The 21,076-nt window shown below is 65.2% G+C and carries 20 protein-coding genes; 11 read left to right on the plus strand and 9 right to left on the minus strand.

The annotated features are described in order from the left end of the window. Positions 1–4: 4 nt before the first annotated feature. Entirely contained in the window at positions 5–1,009 is a 1,005-nt protein-coding gene (gene trpS, locus CAF53_RS06245) for a tryptophan--tRNA ligase (protein ID WP_046761849.1), read from the plus strand. A gap of 209 nt (positions 1,010–1,218) precedes the next feature. Next, a complete protein-coding gene (locus CAF53_RS06250) occupies positions 1,219–1,869 on the plus strand; it encodes a DUF4136 domain-containing protein (protein WP_100237611.1) in 651 nt (216 codons plus the stop codon). Between the two features lie 154 nt (positions 1,870–2,023). Here CAF53_RS06250 and CAF53_RS06255 read toward each other — a convergent pair whose 3' ends face one another. The 4 genes from CAF53_RS06255 to mutM form a co-directional block, all read right to left on the minus strand. After that, positions 2,024–2,626, minus strand: a complete 603-nt coding sequence (locus tag CAF53_RS06255; RefSeq protein ID WP_100237612.1) for a peptidylprolyl isomerase — start codon at positions 2,624–2,626, stop codon at positions 2,024–2,026. Between the two features lie 32 nt (positions 2,627–2,658). Further along, entirely contained in the window at positions 2,659–4,068 is a 1,410-nt protein-coding gene (gene dnaA / locus CAF53_RS06260; RefSeq protein ID WP_100237613.1) for a chromosomal replication initiator protein DnaA, read from the minus strand. A 443-nt stretch (positions 4,069–4,511) separates the two neighbouring features. Then, positions 4,512–4,775, minus strand: a complete 264-nt coding sequence (gene rpsT, locus CAF53_RS06265; RefSeq protein ID WP_046761853.1) for a 30S ribosomal protein S20 — start codon at positions 4,773–4,775, stop codon at positions 4,512–4,514. 137 nt (positions 4,776–4,912) lie between these two features. Then, positions 4,913–5,725 carry a bifunctional DNA-formamidopyrimidine glycosylase/DNA-(apurinic or apyrimidinic site) lyase gene (gene mutM, locus CAF53_RS06270; protein ID WP_046761854.1) on the minus strand — a complete coding sequence of 271 codons (813 nt, stop codon included), beginning with the start codon at positions 5,723–5,725 and terminating at the stop codon, positions 4,913–4,915. Positions 5,726–5,963: 238 nt separating this feature from the next. On the opposite strand from mutM, the gene CAF53_RS06275 reads away from it, so the two are divergent. From CAF53_RS06275 to CAF53_RS06305, 7 genes are all read left to right on the plus strand, one after another. Further along, positions 5,964–6,695, plus strand: a complete 732-nt coding sequence (locus CAF53_RS06275; RefSeq protein ID WP_100237614.1) for a class I SAM-dependent methyltransferase — start codon at positions 5,964–5,966, stop codon at positions 6,693–6,695. Between the two features lie 6 nt (positions 6,696–6,701). Next, a complete protein-coding gene (ubiB, locus tag CAF53_RS06280; RefSeq protein ID WP_100237615.1) occupies positions 6,702–8,243 on the plus strand; it encodes a 2-polyprenylphenol 6-hydroxylase in 1,542 nt (513 codons plus the stop codon). A gap of 53 nt (positions 8,244–8,296) precedes the next feature. Continuing rightward, on the plus strand, positions 8,297–8,701 hold the full coding sequence (locus tag CAF53_RS06285) for a heme-binding protein (RefSeq protein WP_100237616.1): 405 nt from the start codon (positions 8,297–8,299) through the stop codon (positions 8,699–8,701). A 100-nt stretch (positions 8,702–8,801) separates the two neighbouring features. Further along, positions 8,802–10,058 carry a bifunctional phosphopantothenoylcysteine decarboxylase/phosphopantothenate--cysteine ligase CoaBC gene (gene coaBC, locus CAF53_RS06290; protein ID WP_100237617.1) on the plus strand — a complete coding sequence of 419 codons (1,257 nt, stop codon included), beginning with the start codon at positions 8,802–8,804 and terminating at the stop codon, positions 10,056–10,058. Further along, positions 10,033–10,506, plus strand: a complete 474-nt coding sequence (gene dut, locus CAF53_RS06295) for a dUTP diphosphatase (protein ID WP_100237618.1) — start codon at positions 10,033–10,035, stop codon at positions 10,504–10,506. Before coaBC ends, dut begins: the two co-directional genes overlap by 26 nt. Positions 10,507–10,508: 2 nt before the next feature. Beyond that, entirely contained in the window at positions 10,509–11,285 is a 777-nt protein-coding gene (locus CAF53_RS06300) for a HesA/MoeB/ThiF family protein (protein WP_100237619.1), read from the plus strand. After that, positions 11,273–11,638: a DsrE family protein gene (locus CAF53_RS06305; RefSeq protein WP_046761861.1), complete on the plus strand. Its 366-nt coding sequence runs from the start codon at positions 11,273–11,275 to the stop codon at positions 11,636–11,638. The genes CAF53_RS06300 and CAF53_RS06305 overlap by 13 nt, the downstream gene beginning before the upstream one ends. Before the next feature lie 99 nt (positions 11,639–11,737). Here CAF53_RS06305 and CAF53_RS06310 read toward each other — a convergent pair whose 3' ends face one another. From CAF53_RS06310 to CAF53_RS06320, 3 genes are all read right to left on the minus strand, one after another. Beyond that, entirely contained in the window at positions 11,738–12,811 is a 1,074-nt protein-coding gene (locus tag CAF53_RS06310) for a M48 family metallopeptidase (RefSeq protein WP_100237620.1), read from the minus strand. A gap of 5 nt (positions 12,812–12,816) precedes the next feature. Then, the gene (locus CAF53_RS06315) at positions 12,817–13,902 is read right to left on the minus strand and encodes a YjgN family protein (RefSeq protein WP_046761863.1); all 1,086 of its coding nucleotides are present in this window, start codon (positions 13,900–13,902) and stop codon (positions 12,817–12,819) included. Positions 13,903–14,046: 144 nt separating this feature from the next. After that, the gene (locus CAF53_RS06320; protein ID WP_046761864.1) at positions 14,047–14,490 is read right to left on the minus strand and encodes a biopolymer transporter ExbD; all 444 of its coding nucleotides are present in this window, start codon (positions 14,488–14,490) and stop codon (positions 14,047–14,049) included. A 172-nt stretch (positions 14,491–14,662) separates the two neighbouring features. On the opposite strand from CAF53_RS06320, the gene thrS reads away from it, so the two are divergent. After that, positions 14,663–16,660: a threonine--tRNA ligase gene (thrS, locus tag CAF53_RS06325; RefSeq protein WP_100237621.1), complete on the plus strand. Its 1,998-nt coding sequence runs from the start codon at positions 14,663–14,665 to the stop codon at positions 16,658–16,660. Between the two features lie 127 nt (positions 16,661–16,787). Continuing rightward, complete coding sequence (infC, locus tag CAF53_RS06330) at positions 16,788–17,321, plus strand: translation initiation factor IF-3 (protein WP_046761866.1); 534 nt, start codon at positions 16,788–16,790, stop codon at positions 17,319–17,321. 74 nt (positions 17,322–17,395) lie between these two features. Here infC and CAF53_RS06335 read toward each other — a convergent pair whose 3' ends face one another. Both CAF53_RS06335 and CAF53_RS06340 read right to left on the minus strand, forming a co-directional pair. Continuing rightward, positions 17,396–18,910: a Ppx/GppA family phosphatase gene (locus CAF53_RS06335; protein WP_100237622.1), complete on the minus strand. Its 1,515-nt coding sequence runs from the start codon at positions 18,908–18,910 to the stop codon at positions 17,396–17,398. Positions 18,911–18,915: 5 nt separating this feature from the next. Continuing rightward, a complete protein-coding gene (locus tag CAF53_RS06340; RefSeq protein WP_100237623.1) occupies positions 18,916–21,054 on the minus strand; it encodes an RNA degradosome polyphosphate kinase in 2,139 nt (712 codons plus the stop codon). Positions 21,055–21,076: the final 22 nt, after the last annotated feature.

The raw sequence follows: 21,076 nt of genomic DNA on the forward strand, positions 1-21,076 counted from the left end.
AAGAATGCGCGTCCTTTCCGGCATCCAGCCGACCGGCAATCTGCACCTGGGCAATTATCTGGGCGCGATCCGCAACTGGGTGCGGATGCAGGATGAGATGGACAGTGAGAGCCAGTGCTTCTTCTTCCTGGCCGACATGCACTCGATCACCGTGCATGAGGGGCGCGAGCAGCGCATCCGCAACGTGCGCGACATGGCCGCCGCGCTCGTCGCTTCCGGGATCGACCCGGATCGCTCGGTTCTCTTCAACCAGGCGCGGGTGCCCGCCCATGCGGAACTCTGCTGGCTGCTGAACGGCACGGCGCGGATCGGCTGGCTCAACCGCATGACCCAGTTCAAGGACAAGGTGGGCAAGGACCGTGAGGGCGCCTCGATCGGTCTCTTCGTCTATCCGGTGCTCCAGGCCGCCGACATCCTCGTCTACAACGCCACCCACGTCCCGGTGGGGGAGGACCAGAAGCAGCATCTGGAACTGGCGCGCGACATCGCCGCCAAGTTCAACACCGATTTCGGCGTGGAATTGTTCACCCTGCCCGATCCGATCATTCCCAAGGAATCCGCGCGTATCATGTCGTTGCGCGACGGCACCGCGAAAATGTCGAAGTCCGACCCCAGCGACATGAGCCGCATCAACCTGACCGACGATGACGATGCGATCATGCAGAAGGTGAAGAAAGCCAAGACCGATCCCGAACCGCTGCCCGAAACTGCGCAAGGGCTGGCCGGGCGGCCGGAAGCGAACAATCTGGTCGGCATCTATGCGACGCTGTCGGGCAGGACCGCCGACGCCGTCTGCGCCGATTTCGCGGGCAAGGGCTTCGGCGCGTTCAAGCCCGCGCTGGGCGAGCTTCTGGTCGAAACGCTCCGTCCGATCCGGTCGCGGTTCATGGAATTGCGTACCGATGACGCGGCGCTGGACGCGATCCTCGAAAAGGGCGCGGCCAAGGCGGCGGCCGCCGCAGACCCCACGTTGCGCGCTGCCTATGACGCGATGGGACTGATGCGGTAATGCCACAGGGGCTGCGAAAGCGCCCCTCCTTCCCGTTCGCCTTCCCCTCCGTGACGGAATAATCATGCCCGCGCCGTCGTAGGGATGGCAGGACATGGTTTGCGCCCGTTCGCCCGTTTCGCGCGTTCAAACGATGTTCAGTTGCGTTTTGCCATGGCAGGGCGCAAGATGTTTGGCAGGCGTAGTGCCTGATACAGGACGCAGAAAAAATGATCCGTTTCAATAAGATCGGTCTGATGGCGGCCCCCGCTCTGGCGCTGGTGGCACTGTCGGGCTGCGCTACTTCCTTCAAGGCGGATGTCGCCCGCTTTCAGCAGCTTCCCGCGCCCGCCGGGCAGAGCTTCGCCGTCGTTGCGGACGATCCGCGCCTCGCCGGCGGCCTTGAATTTTCGCATTATGCCGATCTTGTCAGCCAGCGCCTGACCCAGACCGGCTATGTCGCCGCCGGCGATCCGGCGCGCGCCGATCTGATCGTCCGGGTGGCCTATGGCGTCGACAATGGCCGCGAAAAGGTACGCTCGACCGGCATCGGCACACCCGATCCCTTCTTCTACGGCGGCTGGGGCTGGCGCGGACGCTGGGGCCGCCCCTGGGGCTATGGCTTCTATGACCCGTGGTTGTTCGGTCCCGGCGGCTATAACGACATCAGCAGCTACACGGTCTATACCAGCGATCTCAGCATGAAGATCGATCGCGCTGCCGACAATCGCCGCCTGTTCGAAGGCAAGGCGCAGGCGCAATCGCTGTCGAATAAGCTGACCTATCTGGTGCCCAATCTGATCGACGCGATGTTCACCGGCTTTCCCGGCCAGAATGGGGAGAATGTGAAGATCACGCTGCCCCCCGAAAAAAAGGGTTGAGGCCATCATTCAAAGGGTGGCTCCCAGCCATGCCCTGTAGCCCGGCGGTCGATGATCGCCGGGCTTTTTGCTGGATCGAAGGGAAGAGGGAAGAACGGGAATCATTTGGGCACCCCGTTCATCGCATGCGCAACACCGAGGGGTAGTTGGCCTTTCAGGGAAGGCGCCGCGCCGTCACAATCTTCACGGGCCGCTCCAGCATCTGCCCCTTCATCACGCCTTCGCCGGCGGTGGGCGATTTGGGCGCAGCAACAATCGCCTTCACCACATCCAGCCCCTCGACCACATGGGCGAAGACGGCGAAGCCTTGATTGTCGCCGCTGGCCTCCGGATGCGCGTCCATGCCCGGCATCTTGCCGAGCACGATGAAGAAATCGCCTGTCGCGCTGCCCGGCGCATAACGGGCCATGGAGAGCGCGCCATCATCATGGGTGAGGCCGGTCTCCGTCGTCGGCTCATGCCTGATCGGCGGCAGGACCCGTTTGGGATCGTTCTGCGCACCGCCCTGCACGAACCCATAGTCCGCCGTGCCGACACCACGATAGAAGAGCGTGCCGTCCAACCGTTTCTGATCGACATAGCGCAGGAAATTGGCGGCCGTGACGGGCGCCTTGGCGACATGCACGGCCACGACGATTGGCCCGGCCTCCGTATCGAGAGCCACCCGGACATCTGCCGGCGGAGTTGCAGGCAACTGCGCGATCGCGGGCGCAAGGCCCACGAAAGCGACGAGGAAAAGGACAAGCTTCCCGATCATGGCGCGAAGCCTAGTCCAAAGCCGCTTCCCTGTCAGCCTTCCAGCAGGCGCTGAAGCGCGCGGATATCGGCATCGATGTCCGGATTGCTCTGCCGCAGCCCTTCGATGGTGCGGACCGCATGGATCACCGTGCTGTGATCGCGCCCGCCGAAGATGCGGCCGATTTCGGGCAGGGACCGCGGCGTCATCTTCTTGGCGAGATACATGGCCACCTGGCGCGGGCGCGCCACGGCGCGGGCACGGCGCTTGGACCGCATTTCGGCCGCATCGATCTTGTAATGCGCGGCGCAGACCTTCTGGATCTCGTCCACCGTGATCCGGCGGGCATTGGCCCGCACGGCGTCCGCCAGCATCGTCTGGGCAAATTCCAGATCGATCGAGCGGCCGGTAAGCTGGCCATAAGCGATCAGCTTGTTGAAGGCGCCTTCCAGTTCGCGGACGTTCGAACGGATCGAACGGGCCAGGAAATCCACCACCGCGTCGGGCACCGGCGGATCGCCGGCGATGGCGCGCTTGGCCTCCAATATGGCGAGGCGCAGATCGAGACCGGCCGGGCGGATATCCGCGACCAACCCACCCGCCAGGCGCGAAAGGATGCGCGCGTCGATGGCGTCCAGCATCTGCGGAGCGCGGTCGGCGGTCACGACGATGCGCGCGCCGGCATCGATCAGATCGTTGATGGTGTGCAGAAATTCCTCCTGCGTCGACCCCTTGCCGGCAATGAACTGGATATCGTCGATCAGCAGCAACCGCGCGGCGCGCAACCGCGCCTTGAACATCATGGTTTCGTTCGCGCGCATCGCGTTCACGAATTCCATCATGAAACGCTCGGCCGACATGTAGAGGACCGGCGCCAAAGGCGAATGCACGGAAAAGGCCTGGGCAATGGCGTGCAGCAGGTGCGTCTTGCCCTGCCCCGTGCCGCCATGGATGAAGAGCGGACTGAAGCGCGGCGAGGCCTCGCCAGCCATCGCCTGGGCCGCCGAAAAGGCGAGATGATTGGTTTCGCCCGTCACGAACTCGTCGAAGCTGTGGCGCGGCTGGAAATTGGAGCTGGGCTGCGGCGCGGCGATCGTCTCTTCCACGTCGGCAGCGGGCGCCGCCGACATTTCCAGGACGCGGGGGCCGACGGCATTGGGCGCCCGTCGAAGCCGCACCTCACGCACCCCCGCACCGGCGCACCGCCACGCCATGCGCAGCCGGTCCCCGAACTGCCCCGATACGAAATTGGCCGTGAAGTCGGATGCGAACAGCAGATCGAGGGTCTGCGATTCGGGACAATATTCGCCAAGCTGCGCAGCCTTCAGCCACTGATCGAACATGCGCGCGCCGATGTCCCGGCGCAGACCGGCACGAATGGTCGCCCAGGCCGTCTCCAGGCGCGCATTCTGCTGCGTGTCGAGACCGCTGAAACTTCCAATCACTGCCGTAATATCCTTCATAAACAGTCGACCCCCATCAACTGCGCCCCCGATAGGCAGGGAACGAATTGCAAAGACGCAGAACGGCATTCGGAAAAGCCCTCGGGCCTTCCGAGCTTCATGCATCAACTAACCTTATGATGACCGCCGGAAATTCGATTCGAATGGCGGTCAGAAACTGAAAATAGACAGGCCTGCTTCGCCGGATCAAGGGCATGGCCGGTCAAAAATGTGAAATAAAGCCGTTGACTCGGCAAATCGGCGGAAAACGAAGCTTTGAAAAAATATCGTTATTTTTCAGATATTTGATTGACTTCATTTTTGGAACATTCCCTCGAATCGGACGAGAATCGCCGGGAATCCGCAGGTCGTCGAAAATGACTGTTCGGTGAATGAAACATGAAAAGCCCGCCCCGCGAAGGCGGGGCGGGCATATTCGAGCTGACGACGATAGTGGCTAGAGCTTAGCCGAGCGCGGCAACGCGCTTCGTCAAGCGGCCGAACTTGCGGGCCGCCGTGTTCTTGTGCAGCACGCCGCGGGCAACGCCGCGCGCGAGTTCCGGCTGCACCGCCTGAAGCGCCGTGGTCGCAACGGCCTTGTCGCCAGCGGCGAGAGCGGTTTCGACCTTCTTCACCAGGGTGCGGATCCGGCTGATGCGGGCGCCGTTGATCTCGGCACGGCGGGCGTTGCGACGGATGCGCTTCTTGGCTTGCGGCGTATTGGCCATTTACTGTCCTCGGTTCTCGTCAAATCTCGTGAAAAGGGCCTGTCGGAATCGCCAACCGGCCCTCGTGAAGGTGCGCCCCTTACCGGGGAACGCCCATGCCGTCAACAAAAGCTGGGCGCCAACCGCCGACCGGCCTGCTATTTCTGGCATTTCGGGCAGAAAAAGGTCGATCTGCCGCTGTCCACGCGGCGGCGGATCGGCGTGCCGCAATGGCATGGCTCCCCCTCCCGCCCATAGACTCGCCATTGCTTGGAGAAATAGCCGAGCTCGCCATCGGGGCGGGCATAGTCGCGCAGCGTGGACCCCCCGGCGGCGATCGCGGCGGTCAGTACCTCGCGAATCGCCTCCACCAGAAGGACGAGCCGGGGACGGCTGATCCGGCCCGCCTCCCGGGTGGGGGCAATGCCCGCCATGTTGAGCGCTTCGCAGACATAGATATTGCCAAGGCCCGCGACGATGCGCTGGTCGAGCAATGCGGCCTTGATCGATGTCGCCTTGCCCTTGAGCGCGGCGGCCAGGCTGGCCGCGGTGAAGTCCGGGCCGAGGGGTTCGGGACCCATGCGGGTGAAGGGGTTGTGGCTTTCCCACGCCTCGCTGCGCACGAGGTCCAGCGAACCGAAGCGGCGGGGATCGTTCAGCGACAGAAGCCGCCCCGCGCCGGTCTCGATCAGCAGATGGTCGTGCGCGCCGATTTCCGCCGGATCGATTCGCCAGCGGCCCGACATGCCCAGATGAAAGATCAGCGTGTCGCCCCGGTCGGTGTCGATCAGCCCATATTTGGCACGACGGGACAGGGCGGTGACGGTCGCGCCGGTCAGCCGCTGGCGCAGGTCGACGGGGATCGGGAAGCGCAGGTCGGCCCGGCGCGGCTCGACGCGGGTGAGGACGGCGCCCTCCAGGACCGAACGGAGGCCAGCGACGGTGGTTTCGACTTCGGGAAGTTCGGGCATCGGTTCCAGGCGAGTTACAGGTGGCGGTTTCGAGTGACGGTGGCGGCACGACGGAAGGGTGGATGCGCAAGGGTTCGGGCACACCTTCCCCTATCGTGGTTTAGCGGCTCTGGGGCTGTGCAGGACAGGGGAATTTTTCAAGGGGCGTGGGTGACGATCCTCCCGGCGCCGGCCTGGGACATTTTAGCTGATCTGGGGTGTTTCCTCCGCGCCCGAAAATGCTCTAGGAGGCTCGGCCATGAGTGAAACCGCTTCCTTTGGCTATCGCGATGTCGAAGCCGCCGAAAAGCAGGGGATGGTCCGCGCCGTCTTCTCCAACGTCGCGTCCAAATATGACCTGATGAACGACGCCATGTCGGCGGGCGCGCACCGGCTGTGGAAGGACCAGTTCGTGGGTCGCGTGAAGCCGCGCCGGGACGAACGGATTCTCGACATGGCGGGCGGCACCGGGGACGTCGCCTTTCGCCTGGCCAGGCATGGCGCGCATGTCACCGTGTCCGACATCAATCCCGAAATGCTGGCCGTCGGCGTCGAGCGGGCCAAGAAGAAGGGCCTGGAAGGGCTGATCTGGTCGGAGCAGAATGCGGAGGAGCTGAGCTTCGGCGAACGGGATTTCGACGCCTATACGATCGCCTTCGGCATCCGCAACGTCACCCATATCGACAAGGCGCTGCGCGAGGCCCATCGGGTGCTGAAGTTCGGCGGGCGTTTCTTCTGCCTCGAATTTTCGACCACGACCTGGCCGGGATTTTCGGATGTCTATGACGTCTATTCGCATCGGCTGGTGCCCAAGCTGGGCAAGCTGCTGGCCGATGACGAGGACAGCTATCGTTACCTCATCGAATCGATCCGCCGCTTTCCGCCCATGCCGGAATTCGAGCGGATGATCCGCGAGGCGGGATTCGTCCAGACCAAGGTGGAACCGATCCTGGGCGGACTGGTCGCGATCCACAGCGGCTGGAAGATCTGACGCCTCGTGCCTTCCCACATCACGCATATCTGGCGGCTGCTGAAATGGGGCCGCACCCTGGCGCGTCATGGCGCGTTGCGCGGGATCGAGCGCGATCCGTTCACGCCCGCGCCGGTGCGGCGGCTGGTGCGGGTGGCCCGCTTCGGTGCGCGTGTCCCCAGGCAGCCGCGCTATGCCGATGCCTTCCAGGCCATCGGTCCGGCCGCGATCAAGCTGGGGCAGACGCTGGCGACGCGGCCCGACCTGGTGGGGGACGAGGCCGCCAACGATCTGCTGCGCTTGCAGGACGCGCTGCCGCCGGTGCCCTTCGCCACCATCAGGGCGCAGATCGAGCAGAGTTTCGGCCGGCCGCTGGAGGCGCTCTACAGCCGCTTCGACGAGGAGCCGGTGGGCGCGGCCTCGATCGCGCAGGTGCATCGGGCGGTCACGACCGAGGGGCGCGACGTGGCGGTGAAGGTGATCCGCCCCGGCGTCACCGACCAGTTCAACCGCGATATCCAGACCTACGAATGGGCGGCCGCCCATGTCGAGATGCTGGGCGGCGAAGTCGCGCGGCTGCGGCCCCGCCTCGTCATCGCGAACATGAAGCGCTGGACGGCGCGCGAACTCGACCTGCGGCGCGAGGCGGCCTCGGCCTCCGAGCTTGGCGAAGCGATGGAGGCGATGCCCGGCTATCGCGTGCCCGCGATCGACTGGGACCGCACCAGCGGCAAGGTCATGACGATGGAGTGGATCGACGGGGTGAAAATCTCCGATCGGGACGCGCTGATCGCCGCCGGCCATGACGTGCAGGAGATTGCGGCGCGGTTGGTGAACGCTTTCCTGCGGCAGGCGATCGCCGAGGGTTTCTTCCATGCCGACATGCATCAGGGCAATCTGTTCGTCACCGCCAATGGCGATATCGTCGCCATCGATTTCGGCATCATGGGGCGGATCGACCGGCGCGCGCGGATGTGGCTGGCGGAGATTCTCTACGGTCTCATCACCGGCAACTACAAGCGCGTGGCGGAGATTCACTTCGAGGCGCAATATGTGCCGGGCCATCATAATGTCGAGGAGTTCGCGACGGCGCTGAGGGCCGTGGGCGAACCGATGCGGGGCAAGCCGGTGCGCGAGCTGTCGGTCGGCGGGATGCTGGACGGGCTGTTCGCGATCACCCGCGATTTCGACATGCAGACCCAGCCGCATCTGCTGCTGCTGCAAAAGACCATGGTGATGGTGGAGGGCGTGGCGACCTCGCTCGACCCCGACATCAACCTGTGGGAGACGAGCGGGCCTTATGTGAAGGAATGGCTGAGATCCGAATTGGGGCCGGAGGCCAAGGCGGCCGATGCCCTGATCGAGAATTGGCGCATCTTGCAGCGCCTGCCGGGTCTGGTGAAGCGGATCGAGGAAGCCTTCCCGGAAAAGGGCGGCGCGCCGCCGCCGCCGCCTTTGGCTGAGGTGCGGCTGATCCGCGTCGGGGCCGGATGGCGCTATGTGGTGGTGGCATTGCTGGCCGGGGTCGTGGGCGCGGGCGCCATGGCAGCGGCGATGACCTTCTTATAAGATCTCCACGATTTGCCGGGTCGGTCCGGCCCCTTTCATGAACGGAAATCAGAATGAAGACCAAGCACAGCCTGGAAGCCAGTGACGTCAAGGCCATTTTGGCCGCAGGGGAGGCGGAAGCCCGCGCCAATGGCTGGGCGGTGACGATCGCGGTCGTCGATGACGGCGCGCATCTGCTGGGTCTGCTGCGACTCGACGGCGCGTCGGCCAGTACGGCCCAGATGGCGCCGGCCAAGGCGACGACATCCGTGCTGGGACGCCGGGAATCGAAAGTCTATGAGGATCTGATCCTGGGCGGCCGCATCACCATGCTCTCCGCGCCGGGAATGCAGGCCATGCTGGAAGGCGGCGTGCCGATCATCGTGGACGGCGACATTGTCGGCGCCGTCGGCGTGTCGGGGGTGAAGTCGGATCAGGACGCCCAGATCGCGCGCGCGGGTATCGCGGCTATCCTGTAAGGGGTGGCCTGTAAGAGCTGGCCTGTAAGGGCTGGCCTGTAAGGGCTGGCCTGTAACGGCTGGACAAGGGCCCCCCGCTTGACCAAATGATGGGCCTGTCATGACCAAGCGCATCCTTCTCATCATTTCGGGCGGCATCGCCGCTTACAAGTCGCTGGAGCTGGTGCGGCTGCTGCGCAAGCGGGGCCTGGCCGTGCGGGCCGTGCTGACGGAGAGCGCCGCGCAGTTCGTGACGCCGCTCTCGCTGGGCGTGCTGACCGAGGACCATGTCTTTGGGCAGTTGTTCGACCTCAAGGAAGAGCGCGAGATCGGGCATATCCAGCTTTCACGCCAGGCCGATCTGGTGGTGGTGGCGCCTGCCACCGCCAATATCCTCGCCAAGATGGCGGGCGGCATTGCCGATGATCTGGCGACCACGCTGCTGCTGGCGACGGACAAGCCGGTGCTGGCCGTGCCCGCGATGAACGTGCGCATGTGGCATCATGCCGCGACCCGGCGGAACATCGCGCAGCTCAAGGCCGATGGCGTGCATGTCATGGAACCGGACAGCGGCGAAATGGCGTGCGGCGAGTTCGGCAAGGGGCGTCTGCCCGAGCCGGAAGCGATTGCGGCGGAGGTGGCGCGGTTGCTGGCGCTGCCGCTGGCCGCCGATCCTCTGGCGGGGCAGCCCGATTTCGAGACGGCGGATGCGCCCTTGGCCGGGCGGCATGTGCTGGTGACGGCCGGGCCGACGCATGAGCCGATCGATCCGGTACGCTATATCGCCAACCGTTCCTCGGGGAAGCAGGGCTTTGCCATTGCCGCAGCAGCAGCGCGGGCGGGGGCGCGGGTGACGTTGGTGGCGGGGCCGGTGCATCTGCCGACGCCCGCCGGGGTGGACCGGGTCGATGTCGAGACGGCGCGGGAGATGCTGGGGGCCGTGGAGGCTGCGCTCCCCGCCGATGCCGCGATCATGGTGGCGGCGGTGGCGGACTGGCGTACCGCGGATGCGGCGGATCAGAAGCTCAAGAAAAATGGGTCGGGCAAGCCCGCGCCTTTGGCTCTGGTCGAGAATCCGGACATTCTTGCCACGCTGGGGCGGCATGCAAAGCGCCCTGCCCTGCTGGTGGGCTTTGCCGCCGAGACGCAGAAGATCGCCGAACATGCGCAGGCCAAGCTGGCGCGCAAGGGGGCCGACTGGATCGTCGCCAATGACGTGTCGGGCCCACCCGGATCAAGCGTGATGGGCGGCGATCGCAACAGCGTGCATATCATTTCCAAGAATGGCGTCGACAGTTGGGAGAATCTGCCCAAGGACGCCGTCGCCACTCGTTTGATAGAAAAGGTCGCTCATGCCCTCTCCCCAGATTCTTTCTGAAACTCGGCCGATTGAAATCCGTCTGAAGCGCCTGCCCCATGGCGAGGGGCTGCCGGTGCCCGCCTATGCGACGGCGCATGCGGCGGGGATGGATGTGGTGTCGGCGGAGGATGTCATTCTGGTGCCCGGCGGGCGGCATGCGGTGGCGACGGGTTTCGCCATGGCGATCCCGGAGGGCTATGAGGTGCAGGTGCGGCCGCGCTCGGGACTCGCGCTCAAGCACGGGATCAGCCTGCCCAATACGCCCGGCACGATCGACGCCGATTATCGGGGCGAGTTGAAGGTCATCCTGATCAACCTGGGCGCTGACCCCTTTGTGATCGCGCGGGGCGACCGGATCGCGCAACTGGTGGCGGCGCCGGTGCAGATGGCGCGCTTTGCCGAAGTCGAGGAACTGGACGAGACGGTTCGCGGGGCCGGCGGTTTCGGGTCGACAGGGGTGAAATAGCCATGCCCCCTACCCCGATCACCGACGAGCAACTGGAACGCTATGCCCGCCATATCGTGCTGAAGGAGATCGGTGGCGCGGGGCAGGCCCGGCTGTTGTCGGCCGATGTGGCGGTGATCGGCGCCGGCGGGATCGGCAGCCCGGCGATCCTCTATCTCGCGGCGGCAGGGGTCGGCACGATCCGGGTGATCGATGACGATGCGGTCGCCCTGTCCAATCTGCAACGGCAGGTGCTGTTCGGGACCGGTGACGTCGGCGCGCCCAAGGCCGAGAGCGCGATGGCGGCGGTGGCGCGGCTCAATCCGGACGTGAAGCTGATCCCGATCAATACGCGGATCGATGCGGACAATGCCGCGCTGATGCTGCGCGAGGCCGATGTGGTGCTGGATGGCTGCGACAGTTTCGCGACACGGCTGGCGGTGGCGGATTGCACGCAGACATTGCGGATTCCCCTGGTTTCCGCGGCAGTGGGGCCATTTGAGGGGCAGCTTTCCACCTATCGCGGATGGGAGGCGGACAAGCCCTGCTATCGTTGCCTGGTCGGATCGCCGCAGGATGCCCCGGAGCGGAACTGTTCCGAAACGGGCGTGATCGGCGCGTTGACCGGGATGATGGGCAGCCTGGCGGCGCTGGAGGTGATCCGCGCACTGGTGCCCTTTGGCGAGGACATGGCCGGGCGGTTGCTGCTGGCGGACCTCTTGTCGATGCGGTTTCGGACCGTGACGGTGCCCAAGGATCCGGCCTGCCGGACATGCGCCGCGGAATTATGCGCGCACTGAGGATCGTCCTTCTGACGGCGGATGCCGAGCGCCTGCGCGGGGCGCTGGTGATGGCGGCGGCCCAGGCGGCGCTGGGCGGCGAGGCGGCGGTTTTCCTGCAACTGGATGCCGTGGGGTTGCTGCGGGCGCCGATCGTGGCGCCGGGGGATGAGGCGCACCGGGCGGCGGGACTGCCTTGGCTGGGGGCTTTGGTGGACGAGGCTTTGGGATTGGGCGTGACCCTGCTGGCCTGTCAGAGCGGCCTGGCCCTGTGCGGGCTGTCGGTGGCGGATTTGCCCCAAGGGGTCGAGGTCTGCGGGCCGGTGGGCTTTCTTCAGCAGACGGGAGATGAAGCCCGGCTGCTTTTCGCCTAAAGCGCGCTGCGTTAAATCGTACGCAAGCCGCGCGCTCTCAGCTTTTGTTGTCGCATCGTTTCAAGCGCAAAACCGGTTCCCACTTTTGCGCACGATGCTCTAAAGGCCGCGCCCCCAGAATTTGGCGACGCCCGGATCGGCGGCGCAGGAGCCGCGCAGCGCCTGCCATTGCGCTTGGCTGAGCGCGGGACGATAGGGCACGCCGGGCTTGACGGCTGCGGCGAAGCGGCGACGACGATCAGCGGAGAGCGGGTGGGAGGAGAGCCAGGTCATCGCACGCGCCTCCGTACCATCATCCTTGCCGCCAAGCCGTTCGAAGAAGGCAGCGGTGGCGGCGGGGGAAATCCTTGCCTCGCCCATCCGGTCGATGGCGACGCCGTCCGCCGCATTTTCCGCGCCCCGGCCATAGCTCATCGCCAGAACGCCGTTCAGATAGCCGCCCACATTGCCCCCGGCCCCGCCCAGCACCGCGCTGAGGCCGAGTTGGCGGATCAGGCCGGTCATCGTGTCGCGGCGACGGACATGGCCCAATTCATGGCCCAGGACGCCCGCGACCTCGTCAGGCGATCCGGCTTGCTGGAGCAGTCCGTCGAACAGGATGATCCGCCCGCCCGGCAGCGTCACCGCATTCACCATGGGGATATTGGCCAGGGCGACTTGGCGCGCTTCGCGATGAGGGTCGATCTGCGCAACAAGGGCCTGCAACGCTGCGTCACCGGCGGGCGTGTGGCAGAAACGGCCGCCGAAATCGCCGACCATGGCGTCGCCCATGCGGTTTTCCCAGCTTTGCGGTACAAGCGGCGCGATGACGCCGGGGGCCTCCAGCGCCCCCCAGACGATCAGCGCGGCGACCAGCGTGAACGCGCCGGCAGCCTGCCAGAAGCCGAAGCGGTCGATCCAGCGGCCATAGCGCTCCCCCCTTGGCAGATGCGCGGCGATTTGCGGAGGCGCTTCGCCGGAAAAGCCCATGCGCCAGCCGGGAATGGCGCTGTGACCATAAGCCGAGCGACTGCCCTCGGTGCCGACGACGGTAAGGTCGCTCCAGTCGGTCGGCGCGCCGATCCAGCCGCTTTCCGGTTCCTCCAGCACGAAGCCCGCGCCCGCAGGGTGGAGCAGCACGCTCCGCCGGACCGCGGTGACCCCGTCATAATGCCAGAACCGGAAATCCGACATGCCGGTCAGAAGGCCCCCACGTCGAGGGCGTCGAGCAGACCTTCGCCATGGCGGCTGGTCTTCGTCTGGGATTGGGTGAGTTCGTCGGTGTAGATGGTGCCGGTCGCGCCCATATGGGTCACGAAGAATTTCCAATGGCGATATTGCAGGAAGATCGCACCGATGCCGAGCGTGCCGATCACCAGCCCGATATCGCCCAGGAACAGCAGGAACCAGTCCTTGGTGCGGGCATGGAAATGGAAATTGAGGCCGGTGAGCGACAGGCCCGCAACCGCTTCGCGGAAGAATTTGGCGTAGAAGGCGAGCGCGATCAGGCCGAGGCCCGCATAAATGCCGAGGACGAAAAGGCCCATGACCAGGACCATGGCGCCCAGCCTGCCTGCATTGCCGCCCGGTTGCAGACCGCCCATCGGCGCGGCGGCAAAGGCGAAGACGACGCCCAGCACGACCGCCGCTATGGGAAAAAGATAGAAGAGCAGAAAACGCCGGAAGGTCGGGCCGTCATTGCCCGCCGACTGGAACATGTGCGGGCCGAAGCTCATCTTGTTCCACCGCTCGTTCCAGAGCGACATCATCGACCAGGGGATCATCAGGCCCAGCACCAGGCTGCCCACGGCGGTCTTCCACAGATAGGAAAGGCCGTAGCCGAAGCCCTGGTCGTCGCTGCCGCCGCGAATGCCGTGCCACCAGGTCCGGCTGAGCCGGTAACGCAGCGCGCGGAAGCGGGCGAGGCCGACCATGTAGAAGATGGTAACGAACGCCGCGAGGGTCAGGATGGCGGCAAGGCCGCCATGCCCCTGAAGCACCAGCGCCTGCGCGCCGAATTGCAGGAAGAGGAACGGGATGCCGATCAGCACCAGCACCATCAGGAAACCAAGGAACAATTCCCGGCCCGTGCCGGTCCATTCCAGCCGGTCGTCGATGAAGCGGGTATTGGCCCAGAGATAGCGCCGCGTGCGCGTCGTCGCCCAGAAGCGATAGATGCCCAGCGTGACGATCGTCAGCAGCAGGTTGGTGAAGGCGATGGGCGCATAGTCGCGCCAGTTTCCTTCAAAAGCGAAGCCGTCGCCGCCAATGCGTTCCTGATCCATGAAAGGCCCCCCTGTCGTCCCCCGGCGAGAAGACTATGCCGCAAGCGATCGGTCAAGCGGAGATTGGCGCCGCTTTGGCGGCTATCGCCCTGAAAGGACTGGCCGCGTTGCGGACCGGACCCGTGCCCCCGAACTTCGCCCCTTTCAGAAGCGGGCGTAACGTTCGTTGCCGATGAAACCCAGCTTCTTCACCCCGGCGCGGCGGATGTCGGCCAGCACTTCGTCGACCGTGACATAGCGGGCGGCGGCGTCGGGCTGGAACTGGAGTTCGGGCTCGACCGGCATCCGCAGCGAGGCGGCGAGATATTGGCGGAGAGTCAGACGGTCGACCGCCGCGCCGTTCCAGTGGATGACGCCCTGCGCGTCGATACTGACCCTGTTCCTGACCGGATCGGGTTCAGGGAAGCCCGGCCGGTTGTGGGGCAGATCAATGCCGACCTGGTGCGTCTGGATCGGGATGGTGATGATGAACATGATCAGCAGCACCAGCATCACGTCGATCAGCGGGGTGGTGTTCATGTCGGACAGGGGCGCCTCCCCCCCGGTGCCGCCATGCCCGTCGCTGCGTCTTGCGAAGCTCGAAGCCATTTGCATCCCTCCCGTTGAAATAATGATATAACAACACATGTAACATGCCGTACCGGCCGGCCCATGGCAAGACCCTTCTATTGACAGGGCGGGCGGCCCATTTATGGGGAAGGCACGGCTTTTTCAGCCCAAGCAATCTGCAATCTTCACAGAAAGACCACCCGTGTCCGCCATGCTCAAGATCACCCTGCCCGATGGTTCCGTGCGTGAAGTCGCGCCCGGCACTACCCCGGCGGACATTGCGGCGGCGATCGGGCCGGGCCTGGCCAAGGCCGCCATCGCCGCGCGGGTCGATGGCGAACTGCGCGATATCATGCGGCCGCTGGAGCAGGACTCGCAACTGGCACTGGTGACGGCGAAGGACGAAGCCGACGCGCTGGAGCTGGCGCGGCATGACTTCGCGCATGTGCTGGCCGAGGCGGTGCAGGCGCTGTTTCCGGGGACGCAGATCACCTTCGGGCCTTCGACCGATGACGGCTTTTATTATGACTTCGCGCCGCCAGTCGTCGATGGAAAGCCCCGCCCCTTCACCGAGGAGGATCTCCCGCTTGTCGAGGCGAAGATGCGGGAGATCATCGCCGCCGACAAGCCGCTGCGCCGCGAGGTGTGGAAGCGCGAGGATCTGATCGCGCGCTGGCAGGCCGAGGGCGAGACGTTCAAGGCCGAATGGGCCACCGAACTGCCCGAGGGCGAGGAACTGACCGTCTATTGGTCGGGTGACGAGTGGCTCGACATGTGCCGGGGACCGCATCTGGCCTCCACGGGCAAGCTCGATCCGGCGGCGTTCAAGCTGACCCGCGTGTCGGGCGCCTATTGGCGCGGCGACCAGAAGAATGCGATGCTCAGCCGCATCTACGGCACCGGCTGGCTCAACCGGAAGCAACTCGACGCGCATCTGACGCGGCTGGAGGAAGCGGGCAAGCGCGACCATCGCAAGCTGGGCGCGGAGATGGACCTGTTCCACCTCCAGCAGGAAGCGCATGGATCGGTCTTCTGGCATCCCAAGGGCTATATCATCTGGCGCGCGCTGGAAGCCTATATGCGCCGCGCCATCGACGATGCGGGCTATCGCGAGGTCAAGACGCCGCAGGTGATGGACGCGCGCCAGTGGGAGCAGTCCGGCCACTGGGGCAAATATCGCGAGAATATGTTCGTGATCCCGGATGAGGTTCCGAACGTCGAGGATGAAGGGCCGCTGGTGTCCGACAGCGCCGACTGGATGGCGCTGAAGCCCATGAACTGCCCGGCGCACGTCCTGATCTTCCGTCAGGGGATCAAGAGCTATCGCGACCTGCCGCTGCGCTTCTACGAAAATGGCTGCTGCCACCGCAACGAGCCGCACGGGGCGCTGCACGGGCTGATGCGCGTGCGCCAGTTCACCCAGGACGATGCGCATATCTTCTGCCGCGAGGACCAGATCGTCGAGGAAGTGCGGGCCTTCTGCGCATTGGCGGACCGCATCTACAAGGATTTCGGCTTCACCTATTCGATCAAGCTGGCGCTGCGTCCGGAGAAACGCTTCGGCACCGAGGAAATGTGGGACAAGGCCGAGGAAGAGCTACGCAATGCGGTCGCGGCGGCAGGACTCAACACGCCCGAATATGGCTGGGAAGAGCTGCCGGGCGAAGGCGCCTTCTATGCGCCCAAGCTGGAATGGCACCTGACCGATGCGATCGGGCGGACATGGCAGGTGGGCACGATCCAGTCGGACCGCGTGCTGCCGGAGCGACTCGACGCGTCTTACGTCGCCGAGGATGGCGAACGGCACCGGCCGGTGATGCTCCATCGCGCGATTTTCGGTAGCTATGAGCGCTTCATCGGCATCCTGATCGAACATTATGCGGGCAAATTCCCGCTCTGGCTGGCGCCGGTGCAGGCAGTGGTGGCGACCATCGTGTCGGATGCGGACGGCTATGCGCAGGCGGTTGTCGAGAAGCTGCGCGCGGCCGGAATCCGGGCGGAAACCGACGTGCGGAACGAGAAGATCAACTACAAGGTGCGCGAGCACAGCCTGGCCAAAGTGCCCAATCTGCTGGTCGTGGGACGCCGCGAAGCCGATGAGGGCACGGTCGCGCTGCGCGAACTGGGCAAGGAAGGACAGGCCATCCTTTCGGTCGAGGATGTCATCGCCCGGCTTGCAAAGGAAGCCCTTGCACCCGATATGCACTGAGGCAGCAATGCCACATGGGGCCGGTGAATCCGCAACTGCGGGCTTGCCGCCCCTTTCGGCTTTGCGCTAAAGGGCCGCCAGATTCGGTATTTCAACTGTCGTAGGAGAAGCTGCTATACGTCCCCCAATGATGCGCCGCCCGATGGCGCCGCCGCCTAAGTCTGGTCCCCGTTATAACGAGTTCATCACCGTGCCCAAGGTGCGCGTGATCGACGACGAAGGCGAAAATCTGGGCGTGATGTATACGCAGGAGGCGATCGAGCGCGCCTATGAGATCGGGCTGGACCTGGTCGAGGTGTCGCCCACCGCCGATCCGCCGGTCTGCAAGTTCCTCGACATCGGCAAGTATAAGTACGAAGCCCAGAAAAAGGCGAATATCGCCCGCAAGACCCAGAAGACGCAGGAACTCAAAGAGATCAAGATGCGTCCCAACATCGACGATCATGACTATGATACGAAGATGAAGAAGGTCCATGATTTCATCGGTGACGGCGACAAGGTGAAGATCACCCTGCGCTTCCGTGGCCGTGAGCTGAGCCACCAGCAGCTCGGCATGCAATTGCTCCAGCGCGTGGCGGAAAATGTGGCCGAGGTCGCCAAGGTCGAGGCCTATCCGCGCATGGAAGGCCGCCAGATGCTGATGGTGCTGGCGCCGAAATAAGCGCGGCGGCTTTTCGCGACCAAGCGTGTCGGGCGGGGTCTGGATGCAGGCTCCGCCCTTTCCGTTAGGGTCGATCACCAGGCCAGCCGGTACTTCACCCCCATCGCCTGCGCCAATTGCCGCTGCCGCCGTTCGACCGCTTCGCCGAACAGGTCCACATCCATACCGCGCAGCCGCAGTTCGAGGACGTCGCCCTCCATCTCCAGCCGCGATGCCAGCAGCGGCCCTTCGACACCCCCGGACAACCGCTGGCCCAGCCGGATCGCCAGCCCCCAGAGCATCGCCCGCTTGAGCGCATCGGGCGAGGCAAGGCCTTCTATACCGGCGGGCGGTACCAGGCCGCCGCCGAAATTGCTGTGCAGCGCCTGCGCCAGCATCGCCCGTTCCGCCGTCGTGATGCCCACCCAATTGCTATGCAGCGCGATCTCGACGCCGCGTTCCGACCGGAAATCGGGATTGGCACGCCAGCCCACATCGGCGAGCAGGCAGGCGGCCCGGCGAATCCGGCGCCAGGCGCTGCCATCCTCCAGGAATAGCGGCGCGATCCAGCGCTCGATCATGTCGCCATGACCGGAAAAGCGCGCCTGCGCCTCCCCCTCCGCCTCGGCCGCGACCAGCAACGGGTCATGCGCCTGGATGTCGGGCGGCAGATCGCCGAACAACAACCCCTCGCGCAGGCCGTAAGCCGACACCATCAACGCGCTCGACTTCAATTGCCGCACGATGACCGACAACAGCGCGGCGGCATCGGGCAGGGTCGGCACGCGCGATCCGGTGATCTGCGGAATGTCCTTGAACCGCGTTCGGTCGACGTGGGACACGATCCGGGTCAGCTGTTCGGCGCGGCGGGCCGGCATTTCATATTGATGCACCACCGGCAGCGGGAAATGGGTGAGTTCCATGTCGAACCGCGCCAGCGCGCGCCATGACCCCCCGACCATGTAGAAGGGCAGACCCGGTTCCGCCCGCCAGCCGGCCTTGTCCAGCGCCTTCTTGACCTGCCGCTCCAGCGCGCCCGGCCCCTTGGCCCGGATCTGCGGCAGGCGCAGCACGCCCAGCGGCAGGGAGATCGTCTCATGCACCGCGCCGTCGCGCACACGGGCCAGTTCCAGGCTGCCGCCGCCCAGATCGCCGACGATGCCGTTCGCGCCCGGTATGCCCGACAGCACGCCATGGCCCGCCGCAATCGCCTCCTGCGCGCCGGAGAGCAGGTCGACGGTCAGCCCCATGGCTCTGGCCCGATCGATGAACTCCGCGCCATTTTCCGCGTCCCGGACGGCGGCGGTGGCGACGCAGCGCAGCTCCTCCACCTCCATTTCGCGGCAGAGATGGGCGAAGCGCCCCACGGCACGCAGGCCGCGATCCATGGCGTCGGGCTCGATCCGGCCGGTCCGTCCCAGCGACGCGCCCAGGCCCGCCATCACTTTCTCGTTGAAGAGGATGAAGGGAATGCGACGCGGCCCGTCATAGACGACCAGGCGTACGCTGTTGGAGCCGATGTCGATGATCGCCGTCCGCGCCCGCGCATGCTCGGGCGATGTGGCCATCGTCTCGGCGATGGCCCGGACCTGGCTCAGCATGGAATTCATGTGGCTCAGGCCCGTCCGCGCAGGCGCAAGGTGGGCACCGCCTCGCTCTCCAGCGCAGCGCCACGGCCCGACAGGGAGGGATTGGTCATGAAATAGCGGTGCAGGTTGAACGGCCGGTCGGTCGCCTCGACGCGATGATATTGCCCCTCGCTGTCCAGTTCCCAGCTCTGTTCGGTGTCGATCAGATTGGCGACCATGACCTGATCCAATATCTGGTCGTGGACGGTCGGATTCTCGACCGGCGCCAGAAACTCCACGCGCCGGTCGAAGTTGCGCGGCATCCAGTCGGCCGAGCTGATATAGACCTTCGCGCCGTTATTGGGCAGCGCCTTGCCATTGCCGACCACGGTGATGCGGCTATGCTCCAGGAAGCGGCCGACGACCGACTTCACCCGGATATTCTCCGACATGCCCGGCACGCCCGGCCGCAGGCAGCAGATGCCGCGCACGATCAGGTCGATCTGCACGCCCGCATTGCTCGCCGCATAAAGCTTTTCCATGATCGCCGGGTCCACCAACGAATTCATCTTCGCCCAGATCGTCCCCGGCCGGCCGGCGCGGACATGTTCGATCTCCGCGTCGATCAACGTGCAGAGATGATTGCGCAGGTCGCGGGGCGACATCACCAGCTTTTCCAGACGCTGCGGCTCGACATAGCCGGTGATGTAGTTGAACAGCGCCGCCGCATCGCGCCCATAGGCCGGGTCGGCGGTGAAGAAGCTCAAATCGGTATAGATGCGCGCCGTCACCGGATGATAATTGCCGGTGCCGAAATGGCAGTAGGTGCGGAACGCCTCCCCTTCGCGGCGGACGACCATCGACACCTTGGCATGGGTCTTCCAGTCGATGAAGCCATAGACCACCTGTACGCCCGCGCGTTCCAGCGCGTCGGCCCACATCAGATTCTGTTCCTCATCGAAACGGGCCTTCAGCTCCACCACGGCGGTCACGGACTTGCCCGCCTCCGCCGCGTCGATCAGCGCACGGATGATCGCGGACTGCTTGCCCGCGCGGTAGAGCGTCTGCTTGATCGCCACCACATCGGGGTCGGACGCCGCCTGCTTCAGGAAGGACACCACCACGTCGAACGCTTCATAGGGGTGGTGGACGACGATGTCCTTTGCCCGGATCGCGGCAAAGCAATCCCCGCCATATTCGCGGATGCGCTCAGGGAAACGCGGCGCATAGGGTTCGAATTTCAGGTCCGGCCGGTCCTCGTCGACCACGCCGGACAGGTCGCCTATACCGACGAACCCCTCGACCTCGGCGATGATCGCTTCATGGCCCTGGAGCATGTCCTGCAACATCTCCTCGACCGGTTCGGGGATGCGTTCCTCTATCTCCATGCGGATCACGCGGCCCCGGCGGCGGCGCTTGATGGCGCTGCGGAAATAGCGGACCAGATCCTCCGCCTCTTCCTCGATCTCGATATCGCTGTCGCGGATGATGCGGAACACGCCACTGTTGCGCACCCGGTATCCGGGGAAGAGATCGGCGGAAAAGCGGCGGATCACCGCTTCGAGCGCCATGTAGCGCGCCGTTTCCCCCGGCATCCGCACGAAGCGGGCGAGCGAGGACGGGATCATCACCAGTTCGCGGATCGATTCCTTGTCCGACAGGCGTTCCAGGTCGAAGACGATCGACAATCCCTGGTTGGGGATGAAGGGGAAGGGATGCGCCGGGTCGAGCGCCTGGGGGGTGAGGATCGGGAAGACCTGACCCAGAAAATGGTCGCGCAGCCAATTCTCCTGAGCCGGATCGAGCGCGCTGGACGGCCCGATCACTTCGATCCCCACCTTCGCCAGTTCCCCGTGCAGCGCGCCCCAGACCTTCTGCTGCGCGCCCATCAACCGGGCGGTTTCGTCGGTGATCGCGGCAAGCTGCTGCGCCGGGGTCAGCCCGTCGGCCGACCGCATGTCGACATCCTGCAACTGCTGCCCTTTGAGGCCCGCCACGCGCACGGAAAAGAATTCGTCCAGGTTGGCGCCGGAGATCGACAGGAAACGCAGCCGCTCCAGCAAGGGATGCGCCCGGTTCATCGCCTCCTCCAGCACGCGCTGGTTGAACGCCAGCCAGGACAGCTCCCGGTTGAAATAGCGGTCGCTGGGCAGGGTCAGGCTGGTGGAGGGGTCGGCTTCGGCCACGTCTCTCTCATCGGTCGGACTG

Source organism: Sphingobium sp. LB126, assembly GCF_002795205.1.
In the GTDB taxonomy this organism is placed as follows: domain Bacteria; phylum Pseudomonadota; class Alphaproteobacteria; order Sphingomonadales; family Sphingomonadaceae; genus Sphingobium; species Sphingobium chungbukense.

What these genes read in the sequence shown, in the direction of transcription:
- CAF53_RS06310 (WP_100237620.1), bottom strand. Translation starts at nt 12,811, where the DNA reads ATGTCGGATTTCCGGTTCTGGCATTATGACGGGGTCACCGCGGTCCGG.
- CAF53_RS06320 (WP_046761864.1), bottom strand. Translation starts at nt 14,490, where the DNA reads ATGGCTTCGAGCTTCGCAAGACGCAGCGACGGGCATGGCGGCACCGGG.
- rpsT (WP_046761853.1), bottom strand. Translation starts at nt 4,775, where the DNA reads ATGGCCAATACGCCGCAAGCCAAGAAGCGCATCCGTCGCAACGCCCGC.
- dut (WP_100237618.1), top strand. Translation starts at nt 10,033, where the DNA reads ATGCCCTCTCCCCAGATTCTTTCTGAAACTCGGCCGATTGAAATCCGT.
- CAF53_RS06275 (WP_100237614.1), top strand. Translation starts at nt 5,964, where the DNA reads ATGAGTGAAACCGCTTCCTTTGGCTATCGCGATGTCGAAGCCGCCGAA.
- dnaA (WP_100237613.1), bottom strand. Translation starts at nt 4,068, where the DNA reads ATGAAGGATATTACGGCAGTGATTGGAAGTTTCAGCGGTCTCGACACG.
- CAF53_RS06315 (WP_046761863.1), bottom strand. Translation starts at nt 13,902, where the DNA reads ATGGATCAGGAACGCATTGGCGGCGACGGCTTCGCTTTTGAAGGAAAC.
- coaBC (WP_100237617.1), top strand. Translation starts at nt 8,802, where the DNA reads ATGACCAAGCGCATCCTTCTCATCATTTCGGGCGGCATCGCCGCTTAC.
- CAF53_RS06305 (WP_046761861.1), top strand. Translation starts at nt 11,273, where the DNA reads ATGCGCGCACTGAGGATCGTCCTTCTGACGGCGGATGCCGAGCGCCTG.
- CAF53_RS06300 (WP_100237619.1), top strand. Translation starts at nt 10,509, where the DNA reads ATGCCCCCTACCCCGATCACCGACGAGCAACTGGAACGCTATGCCCGC.
- CAF53_RS06255 (WP_100237612.1), bottom strand. Translation starts at nt 2,626, where the DNA reads ATGATCGGGAAGCTTGTCCTTTTCCTCGTCGCTTTCGTGGGCCTTGCG.
- CAF53_RS06250 (WP_100237611.1), top strand. Translation starts at nt 1,219, where the DNA reads ATGATCCGTTTCAATAAGATCGGTCTGATGGCGGCCCCCGCTCTGGCG.
- CAF53_RS06335 (WP_100237622.1), bottom strand. Translation starts at nt 18,910, where the DNA reads ATGAATTCCATGCTGAGCCAGGTCCGGGCCATCGCCGAGACGATGGCC.
- infC (WP_046761866.1), top strand. Translation starts at nt 16,788, where the DNA reads ATGATGCGCCGCCCGATGGCGCCGCCGCCTAAGTCTGGTCCCCGTTAT.
- thrS (WP_100237621.1), top strand. Translation starts at nt 14,663, where the DNA reads ATGCTCAAGATCACCCTGCCCGATGGTTCCGTGCGTGAAGTCGCGCCC.
- mutM (WP_046761854.1), bottom strand. Translation starts at nt 5,725, where the DNA reads ATGCCCGAACTTCCCGAAGTCGAAACCACCGTCGCTGGCCTCCGTTCG.
- trpS (WP_046761849.1), top strand. Translation starts at nt 5, where the DNA reads ATGCGCGTCCTTTCCGGCATCCAGCCGACCGGCAATCTGCACCTGGGC.
- CAF53_RS06285 (WP_100237616.1), top strand. Translation starts at nt 8,297, where the DNA reads ATGAAGACCAAGCACAGCCTGGAAGCCAGTGACGTCAAGGCCATTTTG.